Source organism: Campylobacter bilis, from assembly GCF_016806695.1.
Lineage (GTDB): Bacteria > Campylobacterota > Campylobacteria > Campylobacterales > Campylobacteraceae > Campylobacter_D > Campylobacter_D bilis.
The window spans coordinates 1-24333 of the sequence record NZ_WUED01000002.1; the positions used below are offsets into that span (position 1 = coordinate 1).

Consider the following 24333-nt stretch of genomic DNA (forward strand, 5'->3'; position numbering starts at 1 on the left):
TAACTTTTTTTATTCTTTCTTTGGGAGTTTTTTCATCAAGTATGGTGTAGAAATTTCCACTTAAAGCCACTCCAAAAAAAGAAATCAAACAATCAATACTTTTAGGTAAAATAATTAAAATAGGAAGTTGTGTGGTATGTTCGCAAGCTAATTGCCTTAAGATTTCGCTGGCAAGTTTTTCACTCATAGAATGGAATTTTTTATAGCTAATATATTTTCCATTAAATTCAACAAATAATTTTTTATTTGGATATTTATCCACGCTTTTTTGTAAAAAATCATAAATGTGGGTTATCATTAGGACTAAGACCCTTATAATTACTTCTATTATACAATTATAAAAAAATATATTTTAAGGTTTAATGAAAATGTTGAAAAAATTTTTAAATGTTTTGGAAATATTTGAAGATGATTTTATATTGTTTACAGGAAATTTAATACATTTATTGCAAAAAGAAAGAAAAGCACAAAAACAAATTTTAGAACAGTTATTAGATTTATTCGTAGAAAGATGTGCTAAAAAAGACACTTTGGCTATACATACTTTTAATTGGGATTTTTGCAAAGGATTGACATGTGATATTTTAAATTCTAAATCTCAAACTGGAGTTTTAGGTAATATAGCTCTTAAAAGAAATGATTTTAGAAGGACAAAGCACCCTATTTATTCATTTGCTGTTGTTGGTAAGCTACAAAGTCAATTAATTGCACTTGAAAATAAGGGAGCATTTGATAATAATTCTCCTTTTGCTTTAATGCATAAGAATAATGCAAAAATGATTATTGTGGATTTGCCTTTACAAGACTCTTTTACTTTTGTACACTATGTTGAAGAATGTTTGAAAGTTGATTATTGTTTTAATAAGAGTTTTAAAGCATTATATCATTGATGAAATGAGGCATATGCAAATGAAAACTTATGATATGTTTGTACGTAAAGATGGGGTTTTAACTGATATTAATGGCTTAGAAAATCTTTTCATAGAAGAAGATGTTATGGAATTAAGAAAATTTGAAAATCTTTATATTAAAAAAAATTGATCTATCAAAAGCATATAAGGTAATTGCTAGGGATATTAAAGAAAACAATGCTCAAAATTTAATGAGTTATGTTTAAAAGATTATATTCTAAAGTTTTTTCCAATAGTTCTTTTAACTCATAAGCTTGTATATTTAAAATATTGGCTATGTCTATAATATCATTTTTACCATCGCAATAAGCTAGGAAATTGCAAGCTAAAGGAATATCATTAGCTGTGCTAAGAGTATGGTAGAGTCCTCTTTTACCAAGATTAGGTTCACCAATAATAGTATTTTTATAAATAGCATTAATTTCTAGGTTTAAAATTATTTCTTGCATGGCTTTAAGTCCACCCATTAAACCTTTGGGGCAAACTAAATTTAAATCATCTTTAGAAGTATGATATTCTTTGTAGGTATGGTACTTAGTACGACATATGCCTACAACACCCAAATTAGCAAGAGGGGCATTGTATTGCCTTTCATCGCTTCCACGATACAAAAAGCTGAAATTTTTGAAATTTTCCTTGTTCTTAAGTGTGTGTAAAGCTACCTTATCGCTTAAAGTGTTTTCTTGTGGGGTTTGGATGAGTGAATAAGCTTTATCATCACCTAAACACGAAAGCACAAAACCGGCTTTGACATGTTTTTGTAGGTGCGTTAAGTGTTTACTAAGATAAATTATAGATCCTATAGTTTCAGGGATAATGACGAAACGGTAGTTATATTTTCTTTCTTTTAGAGTTAAAAGCCATTTAGCTAGAAAAATTGCTACAACTGGTCCGCTAAGTTCGTTATTTGCCATAGAGGGATGGCAAAGATAAGTAGAGATTAAAATTTCATCTTTTGTTTTTTGTGTACTTGGGATAATGAAGTCTGCATAGTTTAAAACCCCTTTTTTATCATGTTTAGCATCGATAAAAACCTTATATTTTCCTTCTTTGAGTTTTTTTCTTTCATTATGTGTAATGCAAAATCCCCAACGCCTTTTATAATAACTTGTAACATAAGGTATGGCATCAGGCATTTCTTCTATAGAGTAAAGGTGTTTTTGAAGTTCTTTAAGGTTAATTTCTTTATTGACAGCTTTGCTATAATTTAAGATATGTAAGTTATGCTTTTTAAAGTCACAAATTTTCTTTCCATTAGGAGTGATAATAAAAGCATCATTTATATGCCACTCATCAGGGACCACCCAGTCAAAAATTTTGGTACCACTTTTAATTGAATGCATTTGGATTATATTGTTTCCAAGTGTTTCGCTTAAAATTTCTAAACTGTCTTTAAAGCCTTTTCCTGTGATGCTTCTAGAAATAGGAAAAAGCTTTTTAACAAGCTCATACATAGTCTTGCTTGTTTTTTTAAAATCCTTACTTTGAAAATCTAATTTATCCACAATAACTCTTTTTAAGTTTTTCAAGTGTACTTAATAAAGTGTCTTTTACAAATTGGGCATCTTTTAAATGCATTTGTTGATGACAAGGTATGCTAAGTTCAGCCTTGTAAAAATTATCCGCATTTTCAAGTCTTATATTGCCTAAAAGTTTTTTATAAAAACTAAACTCATAAATAGGCTTATAATGCACTTGCACACCTATGCCTTTATCAATGAGGCTTTGAAAAAGTTCTTCTTTTTGGCAATAAAATTCATGAAATAATAAAATAGGATATAAGTGCCTTGAACTTTTTTTATAATCTTTGATTTTTATAGTGGAAAAATAAGGATTTTTTTCAAATTCTTTATCATAAAACTGAGCTATTTCTTCGCGTTTGGCAAGATTTTTATCTAGTTTTTTAAGTTGATTGATTCCTAAAGCACAGCTAACATCACTTAAGCGATAGTTATAACCAAGTTCTACCATGTCGCTATTCCAAAGTCTTTTTTTGACTATACCATGACTTCTTAAAAGTTTTGCTTTGGCTATAAGTTCTTCATTATCGCTTATAATAGCTCCGCCTTCAAAGGTCGTAATAGGCTTTACAGGATGGAAAGAAAAGATTGAAAGATCTGCTTTTTTGCCTACTTTTTCACCTTTATATTCTGAACCTAAAGCATGACTTGCATCATCAATTAAAGGAATATTATAACTTTTAGCAAGACTTGAAATTTCATCCATTTCAACGCTATTTCCTCCAAAATCCACCACACTAATAGCTCCTATATTAGAATTGTCTTTTTGCAGTCTTTGCATTAGTTTTTTTTCATCGATATTGCCATCGTGTTTGATATCAATGAATTCGATTTTAGCTCCTGCGATTAAAGCTGCATTAGCTGTAGCTGCAAAGGTTAAAGGGGTGGTTAATATGGTTTTTTCTTTTACATTTAAAATAGTATAAGCAAGATGAAGGGCTGCAGTTGCTGAGTTTAATACACAAGCGTATTTTACCCCTATATATTTGCAAAGTTCTTGTTCAAATTCATCGACTTTTTTACCCCCTGTTAAAATGTCTTCTTTTAGGGCTTTTACAAGTGTATCAATGTCACTTTGATCGATATTTTGATGAGAATAACTAAGCATTAAAAACCCTCTGTATGATTGATAATATCTAAGAGTTCTTTTTGGCTTGCCCATTGGGGGTTGTTATCTGAGCTATAAGAAAAACCATCTTTTACTTTTTGTCCTTTTTCACCTAAAGCATTGATACTAAAATCATTATCCTTGCCTACAAATTTAATACTAGGGCTAATAGCATAATAATTTTCAAATTCATAAGTTAAATGGCTATCATCACTTGAAATCATAATCTCATGTAGTTTCTCTCCTGCTCTTATACCTATGATTTTTTGTGTGAGATTAGGGGCTAGGGCGTGGGCTAAATCAGTGATTTTCATTGAAGGAATTTTTGGGATAAAAATTTCTCCCCCATGCATTTTTTTGAAATTACTCAGTACAAATTTAACCCCATTTTCAAGAGAAATCCAAAAACGCGTCATCCTAGCATCTGTAATAGGGAGTTCTTTTACTCCTTGGCTAATGAGTTTTTTAAAAAAAGGTACCACCGATCCTCTTGAACCTACAACATTTCCATATCTTGTAACACTAAAGCGTGTTTGTTTATTGCCTGCTATATTGTTTGCAGCGACAAAAAGCTTATCGCTTGCAAGTTTGGTAGCCCCATATAAATTGATGGGATTGCATGCTTTGTCTGTGCTAAGTGCAATGCATTTTTTAACCCCATTTTCAAAGCAAGCATCAATAACATTTTGTGCACCATGGATATTAGTTTTTATACATTCCATAGGGTTGTATTCAGCAATGGGTACATGCTTCATTGCAGCAGCATGTATGACAAAGTCCACATCACGCATAGCTGTGCTTAAGCGTTCTTTATCCCTTACATCCCCGATAAAATAACGCATGCAAGTATCATTAAAAACGCTTGCCATTTCAAATTGTTTAAGTTCATCGCGAGAATAGATGATGATTTTGTTGGGTTTGTAGTTTTGCAATAATACTTTGGTATAAGTTTTTCCAAAAGATCCTGTACCACCTGTGATTAAGATATTTTTTCCATTAAACATGATGCCTTCCTTTGCGAAATTTATCTTTATCTTAAGTTCAAGCAATAAGTATTCCTACTTTAAAATCCTTGGTAAGGTAATACCTGTTTGAGCTTGATATTTGCCTTTTTTATCTTTATAGGTTGTATCGCATTTTTCATCACCTTGGAAAAACAGCACTTGTGCTATGCCTTCATTGGCGTAAATTTTTGCAGGTAAAGGTGTAGTATTTGAAATTTCTATGGTAATATGTCCTTCAAAACCAGGTTCAAAAGGGGTTATATTTACTATAATTCCACATCTTGCATAGGTACTTTTGCCAAGACAAATAGCTAAAACATCATCAGGCATTTTAAAATATTCTATAGTTCTAGCTAAAGCAAAAGAATTCGCAGGCACTATACAAACATCTCCCTCAAAATCCACTACATTTTCTTCCACAAAATTTTTAGGATCTATGACTGTAGAATTGACATTGGTAAAAATTTTAAACTCACGCCCTACGCGTATATCATAGCCATAGCTTGAAAGCCCATAGCTTACAACACCTTTGCCTATATTGGCTTCACAAAATGGTTTTATCATTTCGTGTTCTAAAGCCATTTTTCTTATCCAATTATCTGCTTTTAAACCCATTTTTAACCTTAATATTTTAGGAATGATTTTATTTTTGAATTATAACCTAAAATTCTATATTGTTTGTGATTTTTTGATTTTTTAAACTTAAATTCCAAGTTTTTTTATATAATACAAGATTAAGTTCTTAAATTTTGTAGGAGAATTTTATGACAAAAGAAGAAATTAAAGAGTTGGTAAATCTTTTTGCTGAAGCAAATATCAGTAAAATCAAAATCAAAGAACAAGATGGTTTTGAAATAGAACTTGAAAGGGATATGTGTTGTGATGTTTCAGCGCCCGTTTGTCCTCCAGCACCACAGCCTATTAATGTAAGCGTAGTTAATGAAGCTCAACCTAGTCAAAATACAAAAGCTAATAAACCGTGTATAAACAGCCCTATGGTTGGAACTTTTTATCAAGCGCCAAGTCCAGGAGCAACTCCTTTTGTAAAAGTAGGTAGCACTGTGAAAAAAGGAGATGTTATTGCAATTATTGAAGCGATGAAGATTATGAATGAAATTGAAGCAGAATTTGATTGTAGGATCGCTGAAGTTTTAGTAGCTGATGGTCAACCTGTGGAATTTGGAATGCCTTTATTTTCTGTGGAGAAATTATAAAATGAAACTTAAAAGCATATTGATTGCTAATCGTGGAGAAATTGCACTTCGTGCCCTAAGAACCATCAAAGAAATGGGTAAAAAAGCGATTTGTGTGTATTCTGAAGCGGATAAAGATGCGCTTTATCTTAAATATGCTGATGCGAGTATTTGTATAGGCAAGGCAAGAAGTTCTGAAAGCTATTTAAATATCCCAGCCATTATTACTGCAGCTGAAATTGCAGAAGCGGATGCTATTTTTCCAGGTTATGGCTTTTTAAGCGAAAATCAAAATTTCGTTGAAATTTGTGCAAAACATAATATTAAATTTATTGGCCCTTGTGTTGAAGCTATGAATTTAATGAGTGATAAATCCAAAGCCAAACAGGTTATGCAAAGAGCAGGTGTACCTGTGATTCCAGGAAGTGATGGGGCCTTAGCAGGGGCTGAAGCGGCAAAGAAATTAGCCAAAGAAATCGGCTATCCTGTGATTTTAAAGGCTGCTGCAGGTGGTGGAGGTCGTGGTATGCGCGTGGTAGAAAGTGAAAAAGACCTTGACAAAGCGTATTGGTCTGCTGAAAGTGAGGCTATGACAGCTTTTGGTGATGGGACCATATACATGGAAAAATATATCCAAAATCCACGTCATATTGAAGTGCAAATTATAGGCGATAGTTTTGGTAATGTGATTCATGTAGGTGAAAGAGATTGTTCTATGCAAAGGCGTCATCAAAAACTTATTGAAGAATCTCCTGCAATTTTACTTGATGAAAAAACCCGCACAAGGCTTCATGAAACAGCTATTAAGGCTGCTAAGGCTATAGGTTATGAGGGTGCGGGAACTTTTGAGTTTTTGGTGGATAGGAATTTAGATTTTTATTTTATCGAAATGAATACACGCTTACAAGTTGAACACTGTGTGAGTGAAATGGTAAGTGGTATTGATATTATAGAAGAAATGATAAAAGTTGCAGAAGGTGGTGCTTTACCTCCTCAAGAGAGTATCAAACTTCATGGGCATTCTATAGAATGTAGGATTACAGCTGAAGATCCTAAAACCTTTTTGCCAAGCCCAGGTAAAATTACTAAATACATCCCTCCAGCAGGACGTAATGTCAGAATGGAAAGCCATTGTTATCAAGATTATAGTGTGCCGCCTTATTATGATTCTATGATAGGAAAGCTTGTGGTTTGGGCGCAAGATCGCGATAAAGCCATTGCTAAAATGAAAGTGGCTTTGGATGAGTTGATTGTAAGTGGGATTAAAACTACTAAAGAATTTCATCTTTCCATGATGGAAAACCCTGATTTTATCAATAATAATTACGATACTAATTATCTTGCAAGACATTAATTTCCCTTTTTAAAGGGAAATACTTTTATCTTAAATATTCTATGTTGATTTTGGAACGAAGTTTGTCAAAATAATCTTGTATAAAATTTTGTCTTTGTTCATTAATGTAGGCATTTAAAACTTCATTTTTGATCTGTTCAAAATCAGGAATTTGCCCCCCATTTTTATTTTGAACTTCATAGAGTTCATAGCCTTTTTTTGCATTTAAAACAGGAGAAAAATCCCCATTAGGAATTTGGGATAAAAGTCCTAAGAGTCTTGGATCGGTATTATTGATATTTAAAGAAGCTTTTTGTGCTTTGATCAATGTTTTTTTTGTATTTTTGATATTTTCTAAGGTTTGTGCATTATTAGCCTTATAAATGCTAACATCAATTTGTGTGTAAAAAGTGAATTTATCTTTGTTTTGTTCGAAAAATTTTTTTGATCCATCATCACTAAAATCAGTTTTAAACATGTTTGCGATTTTATCATAAAGCTTTCTTTTTTCTAAATCTTTTTTGAAATTTGCACGAAATTGTTCATAACTTTTGTTTTTAGATTTTAAATCGTTTTTAAAAGCGTTTAAAGTGGTTTTATTTTGCATTAACATTTTATTAATAGCTTCATCAAGTTCTAAATCATTTACAACAACGCCTAATTGTTTCATTTGAGAACTTTCCATTTTTTCATCAATAAGTATCTTTAAGGCTTTATTTTTATCAACTTGGAGTGTTTTCATGGTTTGTTGTATATCATAAGTCGTGATAGGTTCTTTATCTACAACTACAGCTATAGCATTGATAGTATTTGCACTGGCTAAACTTGCAAAAAATGCAAAACTCAATAAAATTTTTTTCATTTCAAACCTTTATTTAAGTATAAATATCGCATTATATCAATAAAAATTTAAGAAAAGGCAAAAAATGCACGAAAAACTTATAACGCGTTTTGCTCCAAGTCCGACGGGGTACTTGCATATAGGGGGACTTAGAACAGCTTTTTATAATTATTTATATGCGAGAAAAAATAGGGGTGATTTTTTGCTTCGTATTGAAGATACAGATTTACAAAGGAATTCTAAAGAAGCCACCGAAGCTATCATAGAAGCTTTTAAATGGTGTGGTTTAGAATATGATGGAGAAGTCACTTACCAATCTGAACGTTTTGATATTTATAGACAATATATAAAAAAACTTTTGGATGAAGGCAAGGCTTATTATTGCTATATGAGTAAAGAAGAACTTGATCAAATGCGTGCGCAACAAGAAGCATTAAAACAGCGTCCAAGGTATGATGGCAGATATAGGGATTTTAAGGGTGTTATACCTCAAAATATAAAGCCTGTTGTGCGTATTAAAGCCCCTCAAAAAGGTGAAATTGCTTTTACAGATGGGGTAAAGGGTGAGGTAAAATTTAAAGTTGAAGATATTTTAGATGATTTTATCATAGCTAGAAGTGATGGCACTCCTACTTATAATTTTACTGTTGTGGTTGATGATGCTTTAATGCAAGTAAGCCATATCATTAGAGGGGATGATCATCTTTCTAATACTCCTAAGCAAATCGTACTTTATGAGGCATTGGGTTTTAAAATTCCTCATTTTTTTCATGTGGCTATGATACATGGCGAAGATGGCAAAAAGCTTTCAAAAAGACATGGAGCTACTGATGTTATGGAATATAAACAAATGGGAATTTTGCCTCAGGCTTTATTGAATTTTCTTGTGCGTTTGGGTTGGAGTCATGGTGATGATGAAATTTTTTCTTTAGAAGAGCTTAAAAGGCTTTTTGAACCTTATCATATCAATAAAAGTGCTTCTTGCTATAATTTTAAAAAACTTCAATGGCTTAATGCACATTATATTAAAACTTTGCCTTTTGAAGAAATTAATCGCCAGCTTAAAGCGTTAGGTTTTGATTTGTCTGTTTATGAAAAAGCAGGTTTTTTACTAGATTTATTAAGAGAACGTGCTAAGACTTTGCATGATATTATAGAGGGTGCAAAAAATATAATAAATGCACCAAAAAATTATGATGAAAATGCGGTTAAAAAATTCATCAATGAAGATAATCTAGAATTACTTTGTGTTTTTGCCAATACTCTTGAAAATCAAAAAACAAGTAAAGATTTTGAAGAGTTTACCAATGAATTTTTAGATAAAAGACAAGCAAAATTAAAAGATTTAGCACAAGCTATGCGTATAGCTTTAACAGGTAATAGCGTTAGTCCTAGTATTTTTGAAGTATTAGAGTTTTTAGGTGTGCAAGAATGTAAAAACAGGATAGAGAATTTTTTAAATTGTAGGAGAAAATAAAATGGATTGGAAAGAAGAAGCTTTAAAATATCATTTGGGTGGAAAGATTGATGTTATACCAAGTAAGGCAATGAATACAAGTCATGATTTATCATTAGCTTATAGTCCTGGGGTTGCACAGCCATGTCTTGAAATTGTTAAAGATGAAGATTTAGCTTATACTTATACTAATAAAGCCAATTTAGTGGCTGTTGTAAGCGATGGTTCGGCGGTTTTAGGGCTTGGAAATATAGGTGCACAAGCGTCAAAACCTGTTATGGAAGGTAAAGCTTGTTTGTTTAAAAAATTCGCTAATGTAAATGCTTATGATATAGAAATAAATGTCCATAGTGTGGAGGAGATTGTAGCTTTTTGCAGGGCTTTAGCACCAACTGTGGGTGGGATAAATTTAGAAGATATTGCAGCACCTAAATGTTTTGATATTGAAGCAGCTTTGCAAGATCTTGGGATTCCTGTGATGCATGATGATCAGCATGGAACGGCTATAATTTCAACTGCAGGACTTATTAATGCTATGGAAATTAGTGGTAAAAAATTTAAAAACATTAAAGTGGTTGTAAGTGGTGCTGGTGCTGCGGGTATTGCAAGTGCAAAGATGTATAGAAATTTAGGCGTAGAAAATATTATTTTAGTTGATAGTAAGGGTGTGGTTTCTAAACAAAGACAAGATTTAACCTCTCAAAAGCTTGAATTTGCTGTAGATTCTAAAGAAAAAACTTTAAAAGAAGCTCTTAGGGGTGCTGATGTTTTTTTAGGGCTTAGTGCGCCTAAAATTTTTGATGATGAAATGATTTTAAGTATGGCAAAAAATCCTGTAATCTTTGCTTTAGCAAATCCAATTCCTGAAGTGATGCCTGAGGAAGTAAATAGTCTTAGAAAAGATGCTATTGTAGGAACAGGAAGAAGTGATTATCCAAATCAAATTAATAATGTTTTAGGTTTTCCTTTTATTTTTCGTGGGGCTTTGGATGTAAGAGCAAGCAAAATTACTGAAAATATGAAAATAGCTGCTGCTGAAGCTTTGGCGGCTTTGGCTAAATTGCCTGTTAGTGATGGGGTTAAAAAAGCTTATAATTTAAGCACTTTAGAATTTGGAAAAGAATATGTCATACCAAAGCCTTTTGATGAAAGGGTAAAAGCAGTTGTAAGCACAGCTGTAGCAGCAGCTGCTGTAAAAGACAAGGTTGCCAAGATTAAGAATTTTGATAAACAGGCTTATTTTGAAAGTTTAAAATGAAAAATAATTTTTATAAAAATTATTTTTCATAGATAAGATAAATAAACAAAGCTTTTTGGTGTTTAAAAGCTAATAGTTTTATTTATGTTAAAATTTAAATATTTAAGGAAGGTATTACTACTTTTTAATAGCTATGATTTTTGGAAAAATTGATTATATTAATCTTTTGCCTTTGCATATTTACCTTAAAAAATACCCCTTGCCTAATGGTTATAAAGCAAGTATGGAGTATAAAAAGGGAGTTCCTAGTAAATTAAATAAGGATTTGTTTTATAAAAGGATCGATGCTGCTATCATTTCAAGTATAGAAAGTGCTAGAAAAAAATATAAAAATTTAGATTTAGGTATTTGTGCTAATAAAAGGGTTTTTAGTGTTTTAGTAGAAAAAAACACCTTAACTTCTCAAGATCCAAGTTCTGCAACTTCAAATGCTTTAGCTAAGATTTTAAAACAAGAAGGCAGGGTGATTATAGGCGATAAGGCTTTAAAGCTTTATTTAAAATACCCTTTAAATTATGTAGATTTGTGTGCAAAATGGCATGAAAAAACAGCTTTGCCTTTTGTTTTTGCGAGATTTTCTTGTGCACAAAAGAAAATTTTATATGAAAAAATGTTTAAGAATTTTCTTAAAATAAAGATTAAAATCCCTCATTATATACTTCAAAATTATGCTAAAACAAGAAATCTAAATATAAAAGATATAAAATATTATTTAGATGAGGTGATTTACTATAAGATTTCTACTAAGGAAAAACTAGCTTTAAAACGTTTTATCAAAGCTTGCAAGGCTTTAAATCTTGTTTGATTAATGTTCAAATTCTTTAAGCTCTTTAACTGTTCCAAGCAATATGACAACATCCCCGCTATATACTGTTGTAGTTTCTAGATCAGGAAGTATTTCCCAGTCACTGTTTAATTTTTTATATGAAATGACTTTCATATTTTGTGCTACGTGTTTTAAAGAATTTCCGGCTAATTTTTCATCTATATTGATTTTAATAGCACGTATGGTGTTTGCTGAAAGATCAAAGACTTCATAATCAGCATCTTTGGTTAAAAATTCTTTTACAAGTCTTTTAGCACTTTCTTTTTCAGGATAAATGACTTTTGTAGCACCTAATTTAGAAAGAATTTGTCCATGGATATTTGAAGTTGCTTTAGCAATGATATTTTTAACCCCTATGTCTTTAAGCGCCATGAGAGTGAGGATGGATTTTTCGACATTTTCTCCTATGCTGACAATGACTACTTCAACATCATGAAACCCTGCTTCTTTTAAGGCTAAAATATTTGTAGAATCTAAGATATAAGCATAACTGGGTGGATTTTGTATATTTTTTAAGGTTTCTTCATCTTTATCTGCTACTATGACAGTGTGTCCTCCAGCAATGAGTTCATCAGCTACAACCGAACCAAATTTCCCAAGTCCTATGATTCCGTAATTTAAATTTTTCATGATTTTTACCTTCTTTTATAAATTGACTTTTCCTTCAGGGAATTTAAGGTGCATTGCTTTATCTTGTTTAAATACCGAGAGTAAAAAGGCAAAAACACCTATTCTTCCGCTTAACATCATAATGATAATAATAATTTTACTAGGTTCGCTAAATAAAGCACACAAAGACAAAGACTCACCATTTCCTACTGAAATTCCTACAGTTGCAAAAGCTGAAGAGGTTTCAAAGAGTAAGGCTATAAAATCAAATTTTGATTCTAATAAAGAAAGCAAGATCACAGCTATAACTATATAAACTGCTGATCCAACAGCTATAATGAAAGCTTTTGATATGGTTTCTCTTGAAATTTCATATCCAAAAATTCTCACCCTTCCATCGCGTATACTCCAATAAGCATAGAGTAATAAAACCATTACTGTTGTTATCTTCATGCCTCCAGCTGTTCCTCCAGGTGCACCTCCAATTACCATAAATAAAGATCCAAAAAACAAGCTTGCATCATGTAAATATCCTATATCTAGGGTATTAAACCCTGCAGTACGGTAATTAATGGCTGTAAAATAGGAGCTTAAAATTTTATCAAAAAATGAAAAAAGCCCTATGGTTTTGGGATTAGAATATTCAAAAACAAAAATAATAAGTGTTGAAGAAATGATAAGGAAAATATTTGCTACGATGACTATTTTGGTGTGTATGCTTAAATTTTGTAATTTTTTTCTTTGGAAAAAATACAATTCTACTAAAACAAAATAACCAAGTCCTCCAATAATAATCAAAGAAGTAATGATTAAATTGATCGCAATATCGTGTTTATATCCTGCAAATCCATGTTCGAAAATGGTAAATCCTGAATTATTAAAAGCACTAATAGAATGAAAAATCCCAAACCATAAGGCTTTTTCAAAATTCATTTCTAAAGCAAAGCGCATAGTAAGTAATATAGCACCTATTAATTCTATAATGAAAATAAAAAGCAAGACTTTTTTAAAAAACTTAAATAAGCCATCCATAGAGGGATAAAGCAGGGATTCTTTGAGTAAATTTCTTGCGTTAAAGCCTACTTTTTTGCGTATGAGTATGTAAACAAAAAGCCCTATGCCCATGTATCCTAATCCGCCAATTTGTACTAAAGCTAAAATGATGATTTGTCCGGCTAAAGTAAAATCAAGAGCAGTGTTTTTTACAATAAGGCCTGTCATGCTTACAGCAGAAGTACTTGTGAAAAATGCGTCTAAAAAACTTATAGGGCTTGTGTGTGCCCAGTTTGAATATAATAATAAAGAACCAAATAAAGCAATTATAATATAACCAGTAAGTAAAATTTTAAAAGTACGTCTATCTAGTCCAAATTGTTTCAAAAAAATCCCATTTGTATTGATCTAAAAGGGTATTCTATCTTATTAAAACTTTAAGGGAAATAAAATTTTATTCTTATATTTAAACTTAAATTAAAGAAAAAAAGATACAATTATATTTTTACTTTTTAAATGCTGGTTGGATAGCTCAGTCGGTAGAGCAGCAGACTGAAAATCTGCGTGTCGGCAGTTCGATTCTGCCTCTAACCACCATTTAATTTTTTATCTTTCTTATTCTTTTTAATGAGTTAATTTTTTGCTTCCCAAACAAAGTATCTTGAAGATAATCCATTTTGCTAGTTTTAAAAGCACTCTATTATGAAAACACTGTGAAATTTTATCAAGTTTGAAAAAAGATGGTGGATTTAGCAGGACTCGAACCTGCGACCAACCGGTTATGAGCCGGTTGCTCTAACCAACTGAGCTATAAATCCTCTCATTAAGTTAAAAGATAAAATTGTATCTTATTAATACTTAAAAATATTTTATTTAGCCTTAATATCTTTCCAAAAATATCTAAAAGTGATTAAATGCTGTAAAATTCCAAAAAAAATCATAAAAATAGTAAAAGAACTTCCTCCATAGCTAAAAAATGGTAAGGGAATGCCAACTACAGGTGCAAAGCCTATAGTCATAGAAATATTAACAGCAGTATAAATGAAAATAAACAAAGCAACACAATTGATAGCAACTCTAGCAAAATAATCGTCTTTAAGTTTATAATTTAAACTAAGCAGATGAAAAATCAGCAGAATATAAAATATAATTAAAGTCAAGCCCCCAATAAATCCAAATCTTTCTATCATGTAAGCAAAAATAAAGTCACTAGTTGAAATGGGTAAGAATTTAAAATGGGTTTGAGTCGCTTCATCTTGAGATTTGCCGGTTAAACCCCCATTGCCTATAGCTATCATAGATTGTGCTACTTGATAGCTTGGTTTTTCAGAAATAAAATCATGAATTCTTTGTTTTTGATAAGGTTTTAAAAGATGGGCATAAACTATAGGAGAGCTAACGCTTATAGCAATAATAATGCTTAGCCAAATTTTATAATGAACCCCCATGATAAAAAGAACCCCAAAACCTACTAATAATAAAACCATAGCACTTCCTAAGTCAGGTTCTTTTGCAATTAGTAAAAAAGGTAAGATGATATAAAAGCTAAGTTTTATGAATTGTTTGAGTTTATATCCATTTTTTGGAGGAGGGTTTTGGTAGATAAGATAAGCAAGCATTAAAATAAAGCTAGGTTTAAAAATTTCAGAAGGTTGCATTGTAAAATGCGTAAAAGGAATTTCAAGCCATCTTTTAGCCCCTAGTTTTTCAACCCCAAAAATATCAACGCTTAAAAGCAAAAATATATTAATCCAATAAGCCACAGGAATAATCCAAATGAATTTCCTTATAGGAAAAAAGAAAAAAATCATGAAAGCAAACATCCCTACACATGTGTAAACAAGCTGTTTTTCTGCTAAAAATGGATTTGCTTCAAAGATTAGAAAAAACGAAGCAAGAATGATGGGTAAAAATAAAATGGGTTGCATGTAATCAAAATGGGTTAAAATTCTTCTATCTAATGTAAACAAAATTTGCCTTCAATTGGTAATATAAAGCTATAATTATAAACTAAAATTTTAAATTTTTAAAACCTTAGTAAGGAAAAAATGCAAACTTTTTTAGCAGATGAAAATTCAAGACTTGATGTGTATTTGGCTAAGAAATTAAATCAAAGTCGTAATCAAATTGCTTTACTGATTAAAAAAGATTGTGTGCAAATTAATGGCACAATTGAAAATAAAAATTCATTTAAACTTAAAAATGGTGATGAGATTGTTATTAGAGTTTTAGCATTGTGTGAGGATGCAAAGCCTTGTTTTGAGGTTGATTTTGAGATTGATGTTTTGTATGAAGATGAAGATTTACTTGTTTTAAATAAACCTTCAAATTTAGTGGTTCATGGTGCAAGCAGTGTTAAAAATGCGACTTTGGTAGATTGGCTGATAGGGAAAAAATACACTTTATCTGATTTAGGAGGGCAAACAAGAGCGGGTCTTGTGCATAGATTGGATAAAGATACAAGCGGGGCCATACTTATAGCCAAAAATAATTTTACCCATCAAAGGCTTAGTGAACAGCTTGTAGATAAAAGTATGGGAAGAATTTATCTTGCGTTAATTGATTTGCCACTAAAAGAAGATAAAATTATAGTGGAGAAATTTTTAATGCGTTCTTCTTCTAATGCGCTTAAAAAAATAGCTATAGATAAAGAAAATAAATTTTGTAAAAGTGCAAAGTCTGCCTTTATCAATATAGCAAAAACTGAAGCTTTAGCTTTAATAGCAGCTAAGCTTTTTACAGGAAGAACGCATCAAATCAGAGCACATTTAGCGAGTTTAAATAGGCATATTTTGGGTGATGCTTTATATGGATATAAAGGCAAGTATGATTGTAGGATAATGTTGCATGCTTATTTTTTGTATTTTATCCATCCTATAACAAAAGAACAACTTTTTATTAAAGCGCCTTTAATGCAAGATTTTAAAAATATCATGTTAAATCAAATCAATTTAGGAGAAAATGATGAAAAAATTTCACTTAAGTATTTGCTTGAGTTTTTTAACTCTTTTGTTTAGTGCTTGTAGTGTATCACAAATGAATTCTTCGGGTTTAAATGAAAAGTTTGCAGTCAATGAAAGTTTGCCAAAGATTGAAAATTTAAAAACCCTTAGTGATATGAGCAATATTGCTTTTGAATGGGATCCTTTATATCATGAAAATGTTAAGGGGTTTTATTTATACCGTTTAAGTGATGAAAATCCTGATTTTAAACTTGTTGGTGTGATTAAAGATAAATACCAAACCCATTATGTGGATACAAAATTACAGCCTGCTACTAAATACCACTATATGATGAAAAGTTTCAATGATCAAGGTCAAATTTCTGAGGATGGTAAGATTATAGAAGCAAGTACTACTTCAAGACTTGAAGCTATTCCTTTTATCCAAGCGATCACTAATTTACCCAATCGTATTAAATTGATTTGGCGTCCGCATCCTGATTTAAGAGTTGATTCTTATATTATAGAAAGATCAAAAGGCAATGATAGAGAATTTAAAAAAATTGCAGAAGTGAAAAATCGCTTAAATGCTGAATATATAGATAGTGATTTAAAATATGATGAAAATTCTAGCTATAGGATTATTGCTGTAAGTTTTGATGGGGTAAAAAGCGAACCTAGTCAAGTAGTAAGTTCTAAAAGCAAAGCCTTGCCTCCTCAAATCGTACATTTAAATGCCAGTGCAGATGGTTTTAATAAAATTGTTTTAACTTGGGATGCTCCTGAGTATAAAGACTTTGCTTATTATAAGGTTTATTCTACTAGTTCGAGTTTTCTTCCTTATAGCGTTTTAGCAAAGACGGATAAAAATACTTATGAAGATATAGTAGAAGGTACTGGTAAAAGCAAATATTATAAAGTGACTATGGTAGATAAAGATGGTCTTGAAAGTCCTATGCCAAAAGAAGGGGTAGAAGGTAAGACTTTGGATAATCCTTTATCTCCTAGTATTGTTTTAGCACAAATTACAAACGAGGGGATTAATTTAGAATGGAGTGATAACGATACTAGAGCAGTAGAGTATGAAATCAGGCGTTATGGTGGAAAAGAAAATATAGTTTTTAAAGGCATTAAAGAAAAACAATTAAAAGATATAAAAGCTTTGCCTGGGGTAGAATATAGCTATGAGGTTATTGCTATTGATGCAGTTGGACTTCGTTCTAAGCCTTCAAGTAAAGTTAAGGCAGCCCAATAGTGCCAAATTTTAAAACTCAAAAGATCAAAGAATTAACTTTGCCTTATTATCAAGATGGATTAGGTTTTCTTTGGTCTGCTCAAAATAACAATGTGAGTCTTGTTTATACAAAGATTGAAGAAGAAAGCTTTTTTTTACAGATTAAAAGAGTGGCACATGGTTTTATCATTAAGGGTGATAAACATGCAAAGCCTTGTAAAATAGACTATTTGCAAAAAGCTTTAAAAATTTTTAAAGAAAATTTTTGTGAAGGCATTATCAATGAAGCTTTTAAATTTCAAAATAATGCTTTGGTTGAAAAAACGCCTTTTATTGTTAATGATTTTGATGAACTTTTATCTAGACTTCATGGTAAAATTTATATAGAAATAGGTTTTGGATCAGGGAGACATTTGCTTTATCAAGCAAAGGAAAATCCTGATATTTTGATTTTGGGTGTTGAGATTTATAATCCTGCTTTAACTCAGGTTGCTAAGCTTCTTAAGGTGCATAATATCAACAATGTTTTATTAATGCAAAGTGATGTTAGGTTGTTATTAAGCGTTTTAAAATCAAAATCAGTAGAAAGGATTTTTTTGCATTTTCCTGTCCCTTGGGAGAAAAAACCCCACAGACGGGTTATAAGTAAGGAATTTTGCAAAGAGTGTGCTAGGGTTTTAACCCATACGGGTCGTTTTGAGCTTAGAACAGATAGTTTGGAATATTTTCATTTTGCTTTAAATGAGTTTTTAACTTTCCCTTCTCCAAAATTAAGTCTTAAAAAAAATCAAAATTTAGAGATTTCAAGCAAATATGAGGATAGATGGAAAAGACAAGAAAAAAATATATACGATCTTTGGGTATGGGATATTGATGAAGAAAATAAGGTTTATCAACCAGAAGAATGGGGTTTTTCATCTATTGAACTTTCTAAAAAGGATTTAAATTTAATAGAACAAAATTTCTATAATAAAACTATAAAAAAAGAAGACTTTTTTTTACACTTTCAAAACCTATATAAACAAGGTGAGAATTTGCTTTTAAAACTTGCATTTGGAGCCTTTAATAAACCTGAACATTGTTATTTGCATTTAAGCAATACCATAAATTTTGTGTTTAAAGAACCGTTTAAAATTCAAGAAAATATTAAAGCAATAAATGAGTTAAAAGAAATTATAAAAGTTTGCTTTCATAATGCATAATTTTCTTAAAAATTAAGTAAAAATAAAGCATAATTTAAAAATAAAAAAGGAAACTTAAGGAAACAGAATGCCTAATTTAATCCAAGCAACTAAACTTGCTTTAGGTTATGATGAATTAGTTATTAAAGGAGCAAGTTTTGCTTTTAAAGATGATGATTTTGTGTTTATTACAGGTAAAAGTGGAAGCGGTAAAAGCACACTTTTGAAGTCTTTTTACGGGGATTTAGCACCTCTTTCTGGTAAGCTTGAGGTGTGCGGATCTTCTTTGAAAAAAATTGGAAATTTAGAGCTTTTAAAATTACGTCAAAAAATCGGGATTATTTTTCAAGATTATAAGCTTGTGCAAGAATATAATGTAGAAAAAAATGTCATGCTTCCTTTGATGATAAAAGGCTATAGTAAAAAGGTGTGTCGTAATCAGGCTGCTAAGCTTTTAAAGCATGTAAATTTGACTTTTAAAGCTGATAAGTTGCCTAATCAACTTAGCGGTGGAGAACAACAACGTGTTGCTATGGCAAGAGCTTTAGCACATAATCCTAAGCTTTTGCTTTGTGATGAACCAACAGGAAATTTAGATGAATATTCTTCTGATATTATTTGGACTCTTTTAAAATCTGCTAGAGAATTATTAGGAACATGTGTTGTAGTGGTTACTCATAGAATTCCTAGCAATTTAAGAGTTGATTATCGTCGTTTTAATATAGAAAATGGAACAATGAATGAAATTTTTTAAGACACATTTATCTTTGATTTTACCTTTGCTTTTTATGATGTTTGCTTTTGAGTTTATTTTGATTACTAATGCGACATTAAAGCATTATGAAGAGCTTGCAAATAAGGATTATAATATTATAATTGTGAGTAAAATAGAACTTGATCAAAATATTTTAAAAAGCAAAATACCTTTTTTTTCCAAGCTTGAATCTTTAGATCCTAAAAATTTAATTGAACGTCTAAAAAATGATATTTCTGAAAAAAATTTAAAAGTTTTAAAGGATTCTTTGCCAAAATTTTATAGTTTAAAGCTGCAGACTTTACCCAATCAAAATGAATTAAATTCTATAAAAAGTCATTTGCTTAATATCGTAGGTATTACTAAGGTTGAAACCTTTTCTAAAACCCATGAGAAAATATATTCTTTGCTTATTTTGGTGAAATTGATCTTTTGGTTATTTTTATGCATTATTATTTTGCTTGCTTTTATTTTATTCTTAAAACAAATGAGAATTTGGCTTTATGAGCATACTGAACGTATTGAAATTATGTGTTTGTTTGGAGCGCCATTTTGGTTTAGATCTTTTATGCTTTATAAAATAGTCGTTGTGGATTGTTTTATTGCTTTTGTTATTTTGCTTGCTTTTTTTACTCAAATTTTTGATCTTTATATTATTGAAGAAAATTTTAAAATTTTAGATATAGTTCTTCCACCTATTAATTTTGTATTGCATTTAAGTTTGATTTTTCTAGTGACTTTATTGATTTGTCTATTATGTGTTAATTCAGTTATGTTTAGGGTGAAAAAATGAGAAAAATCGTTCTTATTTTTTCTTATTTTTTTTTATTTATACACCAAAGTCTAGCCGATGCTATAAATGAAAAAACCAAAAGTTTAGAAGAAAATAAACGCATACAAGAACAGTTAAATAAGAAGCTTGAAGATCTAGCTAATGATATATTAAGTGGTGAAAAAAGTTTGAAGGATTTAAGTTTGCAAATTGAAAATTTGAATTTTCAAACTTCAAAACTCGAATCTAGTGTTAAAGCTCAAAATCAAGAACTAAATACCCTTGCTAGTCAAAATAAAGATTTATTAAAGAGTAAATCAAATATGGAAGGAAAGCTTGTAGCATTAATGGCTAAAGATTTTGTTTATGATTTACCTATTCCTCAAGGTTATATTGAAAGTGAGGAAAGCTTTATGGCTTTTGAAATTTTAGAGAATTTAAATAAGGTTTTAAATGAGGAAATTTTTAAGATTTCTAAGGATTATGAAGGGGTAAGTAGGCTTATTGATGATAAGCAAGTTCAAATTAAAAAAATTAATGATAGTCTTAAAAACTATAATACACAATTGGCTAAACTTCAAATGTTAAAGCAAAAACAACTCAATGAAATTAATAAACAAAAAACCGACCGTGCTATATATATGAAAAAACTTGATAATTTGCAAGCTCAACAAGAAGAGTTAAGACAAACTTTAAATCAACTTAAAATTATCAGAGATGAAAAAAATAAAAATTTGGATAAAAAGGATGTTAAAATCACAAAAAACAATCAACCAATCAGACAATTAGGTTCAAGTTATCAAGAAAGTTCGGTGAAACGTTATACAGGAAAAAAGACTATAGCACCTTTGGATTCTTTTATCGTAAAGCAAAAATTTGGAAATTATATTGATCCTATTTATAATATTAAAATTTTTAATGAAAATGTGGTTTTAAGAAGCAACAAAAGTGATGCAATTGTGAAAAATGTATTGGATGGAAAAATAGTTTTTGCTAAAGATACTAGCATGCTAGATCGCGTTGTTATTGTAGAGCATGATAATGGTATACATACTATATATGCACATTTAAATAAGATTGCACCTAATATTAAAGTTGGAAAAAATATCAAAAAAGGTGCTGTAGTGGGCAGAATAAAAAATGATCTTACTTTTGAAGTCACTCAAAAAAATTTTCATATTAATCCTTTAGAGCTTATCAGTTTAAATTAGCTAAATTTAATGCAATTTAAAATATAATTTGAAGTTAAATAAGGAGAAAGAATGCAAGAACGAAAAAGAATTTTAGTAAAATTTTCAGGAGAGGCTTTAGCAGGTGAGCATGGCTTTGGTATAGAAAATTCTATTTTAAAATTTATAGCTTCACAAATTAAAGAACTTATAAAAAACCAAATACAAGTGGGCATTGTAATAGGGGGTGGAAATATTATCCGTGGAGTGAGTGCTGCTAAAGGAGGATTGATTAAAAGAACAAGTGGGGATCATATGGGTATGCTTGCTACGGTTATTAATGCTATTGCTATTCAAGAGGCTTTGGAAAGTTATGGGCTTGAAGTAAGAGTTCAAAGCGCTATCCAAATGGAAGCATTTTGTGAAACTTATATTATGAGAAGAGCGCAAAGGCATTTAGAAAAAGGCCGTGTTGTGATTTTTGCAGCAGGAACAGGTAATCCTTACTTTACTACCGATACAACAGCTATTTTAAGAGCTGTGGAAATAGATGCAGATATGGTTATAAAAGCTACTAAGGTTGATGGGGTTTATGATAAAGATCCCAATCAGTTTGACGATGCAGTATTTTTAAACACTTTAAGTTATGATCAGGCTATGCAAGATAATATTAAAGTAATGGATGATACAGCTATAGCATTAGCTAAGGATAATAAACTTCCTATTGTCGTTTGCAATATGTTTAAAGAAGGAAATTTGCTTAAAATTATACAAGGTGATACTAGCCTTTGTTCAATCGTTAAAAACAATTAAGGAGAAAACATGGATAAAAGAATAGAAGAAATAGCCGCAAAAGCTTTAGAAAGAATGGATAATGACAGATATCGTCTTGCCTTAGTCGTGGCAAAAAGATCAGAGCAGTTAGCAAATGGGGCTACACCTTTAGTTGATTTTGACAAAAACAAAAACAAACTCGCAGATATAGCTTTATATGAAATTGCAGAAAATAAAATTACTTTAGAGGGCTTAGTTGAAAACAGTCGATGAAGAATTATTGCTTGAACAATTAATCGATAATGTAAAAAATTGCAAAGATTTAGAGCTTGCTAAAGATTTGCTTTTTGAAATTTGTGGCCGTGATGCTGCCCTTGAAAAAGCTGTAGATTGCTGTATATTGTATCATGAGGGTCAATTTAGAAAAAGCGGAGAGCCTTATGCTGTGCATCCTATTTTAGTAGCAACCCTTGTTGGGTTTTTAAGTGAAAATAAAAGCATTATTTTAGCCGCTTTGTTGCATGATGTGATTGAGGATACAGATTGTACTGAAGAAGAACTTAAAGAACAGTTTGGATTTGAGGTTTTAAAACTCGTTTTAGGGCTTACTAAAATTATAGAAATTAGAGAAGATAATTTAGTTTCATCAAAGTCTACAAAGGGTTTAGCCAAATCAGCATTAACTTTTAGAAATATGCTTTTAGCCAGTATTGAAGATGTGGGTGTTTTGATTGTTAAATTATGCGATAGATTGCATAATATGCTTACTCTTGATATCTTAAGAGAAGATAAGCAAAAAAGAATCAGCGAAGAAACCTTGGTTGTATATGCTCCCATTGCCCATAGGCTTGGTATTTCAAGTATAAAAAATTATCTAGAAGATTTGAGTTTTAAATACCTTATGCCAGAAGAATATAAACTTATAGATAATTATATTAATTCTAATAACCAAGAAATGCAATTAGGCTTAAATGAATTTATTTCTAAAATAGAGCTTTTATTTTTAAGCAATGGTTTTAGACAAGGCAGTTTTGAAATCCAAAAACGTATTAAACATAGTTATTCTATTTATCTTAAAATGCAAAGAAAAGGCATAGGTATTGAAGAGGTGCTTGATTTACTTGGGGTGAGAATTCTAGTTGAAAAGATAAGTGATTGTTATTTAGCTTTAGGGATTTTACATACGAATTTTAATCCTTTAGTTTCGCGTTTTAAAGACTATATAGCCTTGCCAAAACAAAATGGTTATCAAACTATCCATACTACTCTTTTTGATGCTAAAAGTATTATAGAAGCACAAATTAGAACTTTTGATATGCATAAAATTGCTGAATTTGGTATAGCAGCACATTGGAAATATAAAGAAGATGGCAGTGTTGTCGCACCTCGTCTTGATTGGCTGACAGATATTTCTATGCAAAGTGTTAATAATCTTGAAAATGCTGAAGATTATAATGCTATTGAGCTTTACGAGTATGCTAAGGACAGCCTTTATGTTGAAGATATTGCTGTTTATTCTCCTAAAGGAGAAATTTTTACCTTGCCAAGAGGAGCTACGGTTCTTGATTTTGCTTATGAGGTGCATACTAAAGTCGGACTTCATGCTAAAAGTGCTTATGTAAATCGTATTAAAGTACCTCTTTTAACTGAGCTTAAGAATGGTGATATAGTGCGTGTAGTCACTTCTCATGATAAATTTTATCGTTGTTCTTGGGTTGATAGTGTTAAAACAGGAAAAGCTAAGGCAAGTATAAGAGAATTTTGCAAACAAAAAATCAGAGAAATTAATTTAGCAAGTGCTATTAATATATTGAGTTTTATTTTTGGTGTGGATAAGGAAAAAATTGAAAATTGGATAGAAAAAGAAAATTTAGGCAGACGCATTAGGCAGGTAGCAACTGATAGTGCGTATTTAAAAGATATAGTCAATGGGCTTAAAAAATATGCTAAAAAATCGTATTGGTTTGATAAATATGAGATTAAAGAACAAAAAATAGGAAATTTTACTTTATATTCTAATCATAAAATTGCTAATGTAGATTTTGATTTTTGTTGTCATCCAAAAAGAGGAGATGCTATGTTAGCCTTTGTTAAAGGGGGTAATGTTGTAGTCCATCATAAGCTTTGTGATAGAGCAGATAAAATGATAGATAATAATCAGAATATGGTTTTTATCAAATGGAATTCTAATATTCCTAAATCTTATAAATTGATTTTTTCCTTAGAAAATAAAAAAGGCGTTTTAGCGGAATTTTTAGCATTTTTAGTTAAAATGCAAATAAATTTATTAACTATTAATTTATCAAGCGATTTAAATTCAGTGCTAGATTATTTTGAAATAACAATGGAAATTCCAGATAATATCAACCCAGACAGCGTTAAAGATAGATTAAAATCGCGTTGTAAGATTTTAGATTTTACATCTTTAAATGATGCTTATAAAGAGGCTTAAATA

25 protein-coding genes and 2 tRNA genes are annotated in these 24333 nt (G+C 30.6%); 17 read left to right on the top strand and 10 right to left on the bottom strand.

Annotated elements, in window-relative coordinates:
• A partial coding sequence (locus GRQ01_RS00840) for an AMP-binding protein (protein WP_158333968.1) occupies positions 1-298 on the bottom strand: 298 nt, incomplete at its 3' end.
• 70 nt (positions 299-368) lie between these two features.
• On the opposite strand from GRQ01_RS00840, the gene GRQ01_RS00845 reads away from it, so the two are divergent.
• Complete coding sequence (locus tag GRQ01_RS00845; RefSeq protein ID WP_193699204.1) at positions 369-890, top strand: AAC(3) family N-acetyltransferase; 522 nt, start codon at positions 369-371, stop codon at positions 888-890.
• A 19-nt stretch (positions 891-909) separates the two neighbouring features.
• Positions 910-1041: a hypothetical protein gene (locus tag GRQ01_RS07735; RefSeq protein ID WP_265331896.1), complete on the top strand. Its 132-nt coding sequence runs from the start codon at positions 910-912 to the stop codon at positions 1039-1041.
• 58 nt (positions 1042-1099) lie between these two features.
• On the opposite strand, the gene GRQ01_RS00850 is transcribed toward GRQ01_RS07735, so the two are convergent.
• From GRQ01_RS00850 to dcd, 4 genes are read right to left on the bottom strand one after another with little or no spacing between them, the layout of a single operon-like run.
• Positions 1100-2416, bottom strand: coding sequence for a DUF4910 domain-containing protein (locus tag GRQ01_RS00850; RefSeq protein WP_203121115.1), 1317 nt, complete (start codon positions 2414-2416; stop codon positions 1100-1102).
• Positions 2409-3539, bottom strand: coding sequence for a UDP-4-amino-4,6-dideoxy-N-acetyl-beta-L-altrosamine transaminase (gene pseC, locus GRQ01_RS00855; RefSeq protein ID WP_158333970.1), 1131 nt, complete (start codon positions 3537-3539; stop codon positions 2409-2411). The genes GRQ01_RS00850 and pseC overlap by 8 nt, the downstream gene beginning before the upstream one ends.
• A complete protein-coding gene (pseB, locus tag GRQ01_RS00860; RefSeq protein ID WP_158333971.1) occupies positions 3539-4543 on the bottom strand; it encodes a UDP-N-acetylglucosamine 4,6-dehydratase (inverting) in 1005 nt (334 codons plus the stop codon). The genes pseC and pseB overlap by 1 nt, the downstream gene beginning before the upstream one ends.
• Positions 4544-4597: 54 nt before the next feature.
• Complete coding sequence (gene dcd, locus GRQ01_RS00865; protein WP_158333972.1) at positions 4598-5158, bottom strand: dCTP deaminase; 561 nt, start codon at positions 5156-5158, stop codon at positions 4598-4600.
• Positions 5159-5307: 149 nt separating this feature from the next.
• Between dcd and accB the strand changes: the two genes are divergently transcribed.
• Both accB and GRQ01_RS00875 read left to right on the top strand, forming a co-directional pair.
• Positions 5308-5757: an acetyl-CoA carboxylase biotin carboxyl carrier protein gene (gene accB / locus GRQ01_RS00870; protein ID WP_158333973.1), complete on the top strand. Its 450-nt coding sequence runs from the start codon at positions 5308-5310 to the stop codon at positions 5755-5757.
• Between the two features lies 1 nt (position 5758).
• Positions 5759-7090, top strand: a complete 1332-nt coding sequence (locus GRQ01_RS00875) for an acetyl-CoA carboxylase biotin carboxylase subunit (protein WP_158333974.1) — start codon at positions 5759-5761, stop codon at positions 7088-7090.
• Between the two features lie 25 nt (positions 7091-7115).
• Here GRQ01_RS00875 and GRQ01_RS00880 read toward each other — a convergent pair whose 3' ends face one another.
• On the bottom strand, positions 7116-7931 hold the full coding sequence (locus GRQ01_RS00880) for a peptidylprolyl isomerase (protein ID WP_158333975.1): 816 nt from the start codon (positions 7929-7931) through the stop codon (positions 7116-7118).
• Between the two features lie 64 nt (positions 7932-7995).
• Here GRQ01_RS00880 and gltX point away from each other — a divergent pair, with 64 nt between their 5' ends.
• The 3 genes from gltX to GRQ01_RS00895 all read left to right on the top strand — a co-directional run bounded on the left by gltX (position 7996) and on the right by GRQ01_RS00895 (position 11429).
• Positions 7996-9387 (top strand): glutamate--tRNA ligase, encoded by a 1392-nt coding sequence (gltX, locus tag GRQ01_RS00885; protein ID WP_158333976.1) that lies wholly within the window; start codon positions 7996-7998, stop codon positions 9385-9387.
• A 1-nt stretch (position 9388) separates the two neighbouring features.
• On the top strand, positions 9389-10624 hold the full coding sequence (locus GRQ01_RS00890) for a malic enzyme-like NAD(P)-binding protein (protein WP_158333977.1): 1236 nt from the start codon (positions 9389-9391) through the stop codon (positions 10622-10624).
• 133 nt (positions 10625-10757) lie between these two features.
• Entirely contained in the window at positions 10758-11429 is a 672-nt protein-coding gene (locus GRQ01_RS00895; protein ID WP_158333978.1) for an MqnA/MqnD/SBP family protein, read from the top strand.
• Here the strand turns inward: GRQ01_RS00895 and GRQ01_RS00900 are convergent, their stop codons facing one another.
• Together GRQ01_RS00900 and GRQ01_RS00905 are read right to left on the bottom strand one after the other, a co-directional pair.
• Positions 11430-12080 carry a potassium channel family protein gene (locus GRQ01_RS00900; protein WP_158333979.1) on the bottom strand — a complete coding sequence of 217 codons (651 nt, stop codon included), beginning with the start codon at positions 12078-12080 and terminating at the stop codon, positions 11430-11432.
• A 15-nt stretch (positions 12081-12095) separates the two neighbouring features.
• Positions 12096-13439, bottom strand: coding sequence for a TrkH family potassium uptake protein (locus GRQ01_RS00905; protein WP_158333980.1), 1344 nt, complete (start codon positions 13437-13439; stop codon positions 12096-12098).
• A gap of 134 nt (positions 13440-13573) precedes the next feature.
• Between GRQ01_RS00905 and GRQ01_RS00910 the strand changes: the two genes are divergently transcribed.
• A tRNA-Phe gene (locus tag GRQ01_RS00910) sits at positions 13574-13649 on the top strand.
• Positions 13650-13793: 144 nt separating this feature from the next.
• On the opposite strand, the gene GRQ01_RS00915 is transcribed toward GRQ01_RS00910, so the two are convergent.
• Positions 13794-13870, bottom strand: a tRNA-Ile gene (locus GRQ01_RS00915).
• A gap of 51 nt (positions 13871-13921) precedes the next feature.
• Complete coding sequence (locus tag GRQ01_RS00920) at positions 13922-15022, bottom strand: FtsW/RodA/SpoVE family cell cycle protein (protein ID WP_158333981.1); 1101 nt, start codon at positions 15020-15022, stop codon at positions 13922-13924.
• A gap of 78 nt (positions 15023-15100) precedes the next feature.
• On the opposite strand from GRQ01_RS00920, the gene GRQ01_RS00925 reads away from it, so the two are divergent.
• The 9 genes from GRQ01_RS00925 (at position 15101) to GRQ01_RS00965 (ending at position 24330) form a co-directional block, all read left to right on the top strand.
• Positions 15101-16069, top strand: a complete 969-nt coding sequence (locus GRQ01_RS00925; RefSeq protein WP_158333982.1) for an RluA family pseudouridine synthase — start codon at positions 15101-15103, stop codon at positions 16067-16069.
• Positions 16014-17249 carry a fibronectin type III domain-containing protein gene (locus GRQ01_RS00930; RefSeq protein WP_158333983.1) on the top strand — a complete coding sequence of 412 codons (1236 nt, stop codon included), beginning with the start codon at positions 16014-16016 and terminating at the stop codon, positions 17247-17249. Before GRQ01_RS00925 ends, GRQ01_RS00930 begins: the two co-directional genes overlap by 56 nt.
• Entirely contained in the window at positions 17249-18430 is a 1182-nt protein-coding gene (gene trmB / locus GRQ01_RS00935; RefSeq protein WP_203121118.1) for a tRNA (guanosine(46)-N7)-methyltransferase TrmB, read from the top strand. The genes GRQ01_RS00930 and trmB overlap by 1 nt, the downstream gene beginning before the upstream one ends.
• Before the next feature lie 67 nt (positions 18431-18497).
• Entirely contained in the window at positions 18498-19163 is a 666-nt protein-coding gene (locus GRQ01_RS00940; RefSeq protein WP_158333984.1) for a cell division ATP-binding protein FtsE, read from the top strand.
• Positions 19150-19956, top strand: coding sequence for an ABC transporter permease (locus GRQ01_RS00945; protein WP_158333985.1), 807 nt, complete (start codon positions 19150-19152; stop codon positions 19954-19956). The genes GRQ01_RS00940 and GRQ01_RS00945 overlap by 14 nt, the downstream gene beginning before the upstream one ends.
• Complete coding sequence (locus GRQ01_RS00950) at positions 19953-21146, top strand: murein hydrolase activator EnvC family protein (protein WP_158333986.1); 1194 nt, start codon at positions 19953-19955, stop codon at positions 21144-21146. Before GRQ01_RS00945 ends, GRQ01_RS00950 begins: the two co-directional genes overlap by 4 nt.
• 51 nt (positions 21147-21197) lie before the next feature.
• The gene (pyrH, locus tag GRQ01_RS00955) at positions 21198-21917 is read left to right on the top strand and encodes a UMP kinase (RefSeq protein WP_158333987.1); all 720 of its coding nucleotides are present in this window, start codon (positions 21198-21200) and stop codon (positions 21915-21917) included.
• A gap of 9 nt (positions 21918-21926) precedes the next feature.
• Positions 21927-22151 (top strand): DNA-directed RNA polymerase subunit omega, encoded by a 225-nt coding sequence (locus tag GRQ01_RS00960; RefSeq protein ID WP_158333988.1) that lies wholly within the window; start codon positions 21927-21929, stop codon positions 22149-22151.
• Complete coding sequence (locus tag GRQ01_RS00965; protein WP_158333989.1) at positions 22135-24330, top strand: RelA/SpoT family protein; 2196 nt, start codon at positions 22135-22137, stop codon at positions 24328-24330. The genes GRQ01_RS00960 and GRQ01_RS00965 overlap by 17 nt, the downstream gene beginning before the upstream one ends.
• Positions 24331-24333: the final 3 nt, after the last annotated feature.

Excerpts from the sequence above, each read along its gene's own strand:
- GRQ01_RS00845 (WP_193699204.1), top strand. The coding sequence starts at position 369 with ATGTTGAAAAAATTTTTAAATGTTTTGGAAATATTTGAAGATGATTTT.
- GRQ01_RS07735 (WP_265331896.1), top strand. The coding sequence starts at position 910 with ATGAAAACTTATGATATGTTTGTACGTAAAGATGGGGTTTTAACTGAT.
- pseC (WP_158333970.1), bottom strand. The coding sequence starts at position 3,539 with ATGCTTAGTTATTCTCATCAAAATATCGATCAAAGTGACATTGATACA.
- GRQ01_RS00950 (WP_158333986.1), top strand. The coding sequence starts at position 19,953 with ATGAGAAAAATCGTTCTTATTTTTTCTTATTTTTTTTTATTTATACAC.
- pseB (WP_158333971.1), bottom strand. The coding sequence starts at position 4,543 with ATGTTTAATGGAAAAAATATCTTAATCACAGGTGGTACAGGATCTTTT.
- GRQ01_RS00925 (WP_158333982.1), top strand. The coding sequence starts at position 15,101 with ATGCAAACTTTTTTAGCAGATGAAAATTCAAGACTTGATGTGTATTTG.
- GRQ01_RS00900 (WP_158333979.1), bottom strand. The coding sequence starts at position 12,080 with ATGAAAAATTTAAATTACGGAATCATAGGACTTGGGAAATTTGGTTCG.
- GRQ01_RS00960 (WP_158333988.1), top strand. The coding sequence starts at position 21,927 with ATGGATAAAAGAATAGAAGAAATAGCCGCAAAAGCTTTAGAAAGAATG.
- accB (WP_158333973.1), top strand. The coding sequence starts at position 5,308 with ATGACAAAAGAAGAAATTAAAGAGTTGGTAAATCTTTTTGCTGAAGCA.
- GRQ01_RS00940 (WP_158333984.1), top strand. The coding sequence starts at position 18,498 with ATGCCTAATTTAATCCAAGCAACTAAACTTGCTTTAGGTTATGATGAA.
- GRQ01_RS00945 (WP_158333985.1), top strand. The coding sequence starts at position 19,150 with ATGAAATTTTTTAAGACACATTTATCTTTGATTTTACCTTTGCTTTTT.
- gltX (WP_158333976.1), top strand. The coding sequence starts at position 7,996 with ATGCACGAAAAACTTATAACGCGTTTTGCTCCAAGTCCGACGGGGTAC.
- GRQ01_RS00930 (WP_158333983.1), top strand. The coding sequence starts at position 16,014 with ATGATGAAAAAATTTCACTTAAGTATTTGCTTGAGTTTTTTAACTCTT.
- pyrH (WP_158333987.1), top strand. The coding sequence starts at position 21,198 with ATGCAAGAACGAAAAAGAATTTTAGTAAAATTTTCAGGAGAGGCTTTA.
- dcd (WP_158333972.1), bottom strand. The coding sequence starts at position 5,158 with ATGGGTTTAAAAGCAGATAATTGGATAAGAAAAATGGCTTTAGAACAC.
- GRQ01_RS00875 (WP_158333974.1), top strand. The coding sequence starts at position 5,759 with ATGAAACTTAAAAGCATATTGATTGCTAATCGTGGAGAAATTGCACTT.
- GRQ01_RS00895 (WP_158333978.1), top strand. The coding sequence starts at position 10,758 with ATGATTTTTGGAAAAATTGATTATATTAATCTTTTGCCTTTGCATATT.
- GRQ01_RS00890 (WP_158333977.1), top strand. The coding sequence starts at position 9,389 with ATGGATTGGAAAGAAGAAGCTTTAAAATATCATTTGGGTGGAAAGATT.
- GRQ01_RS00880 (WP_158333975.1), bottom strand. The coding sequence starts at position 7,931 with ATGAAAAAAATTTTATTGAGTTTTGCATTTTTTGCAAGTTTAGCCAGT.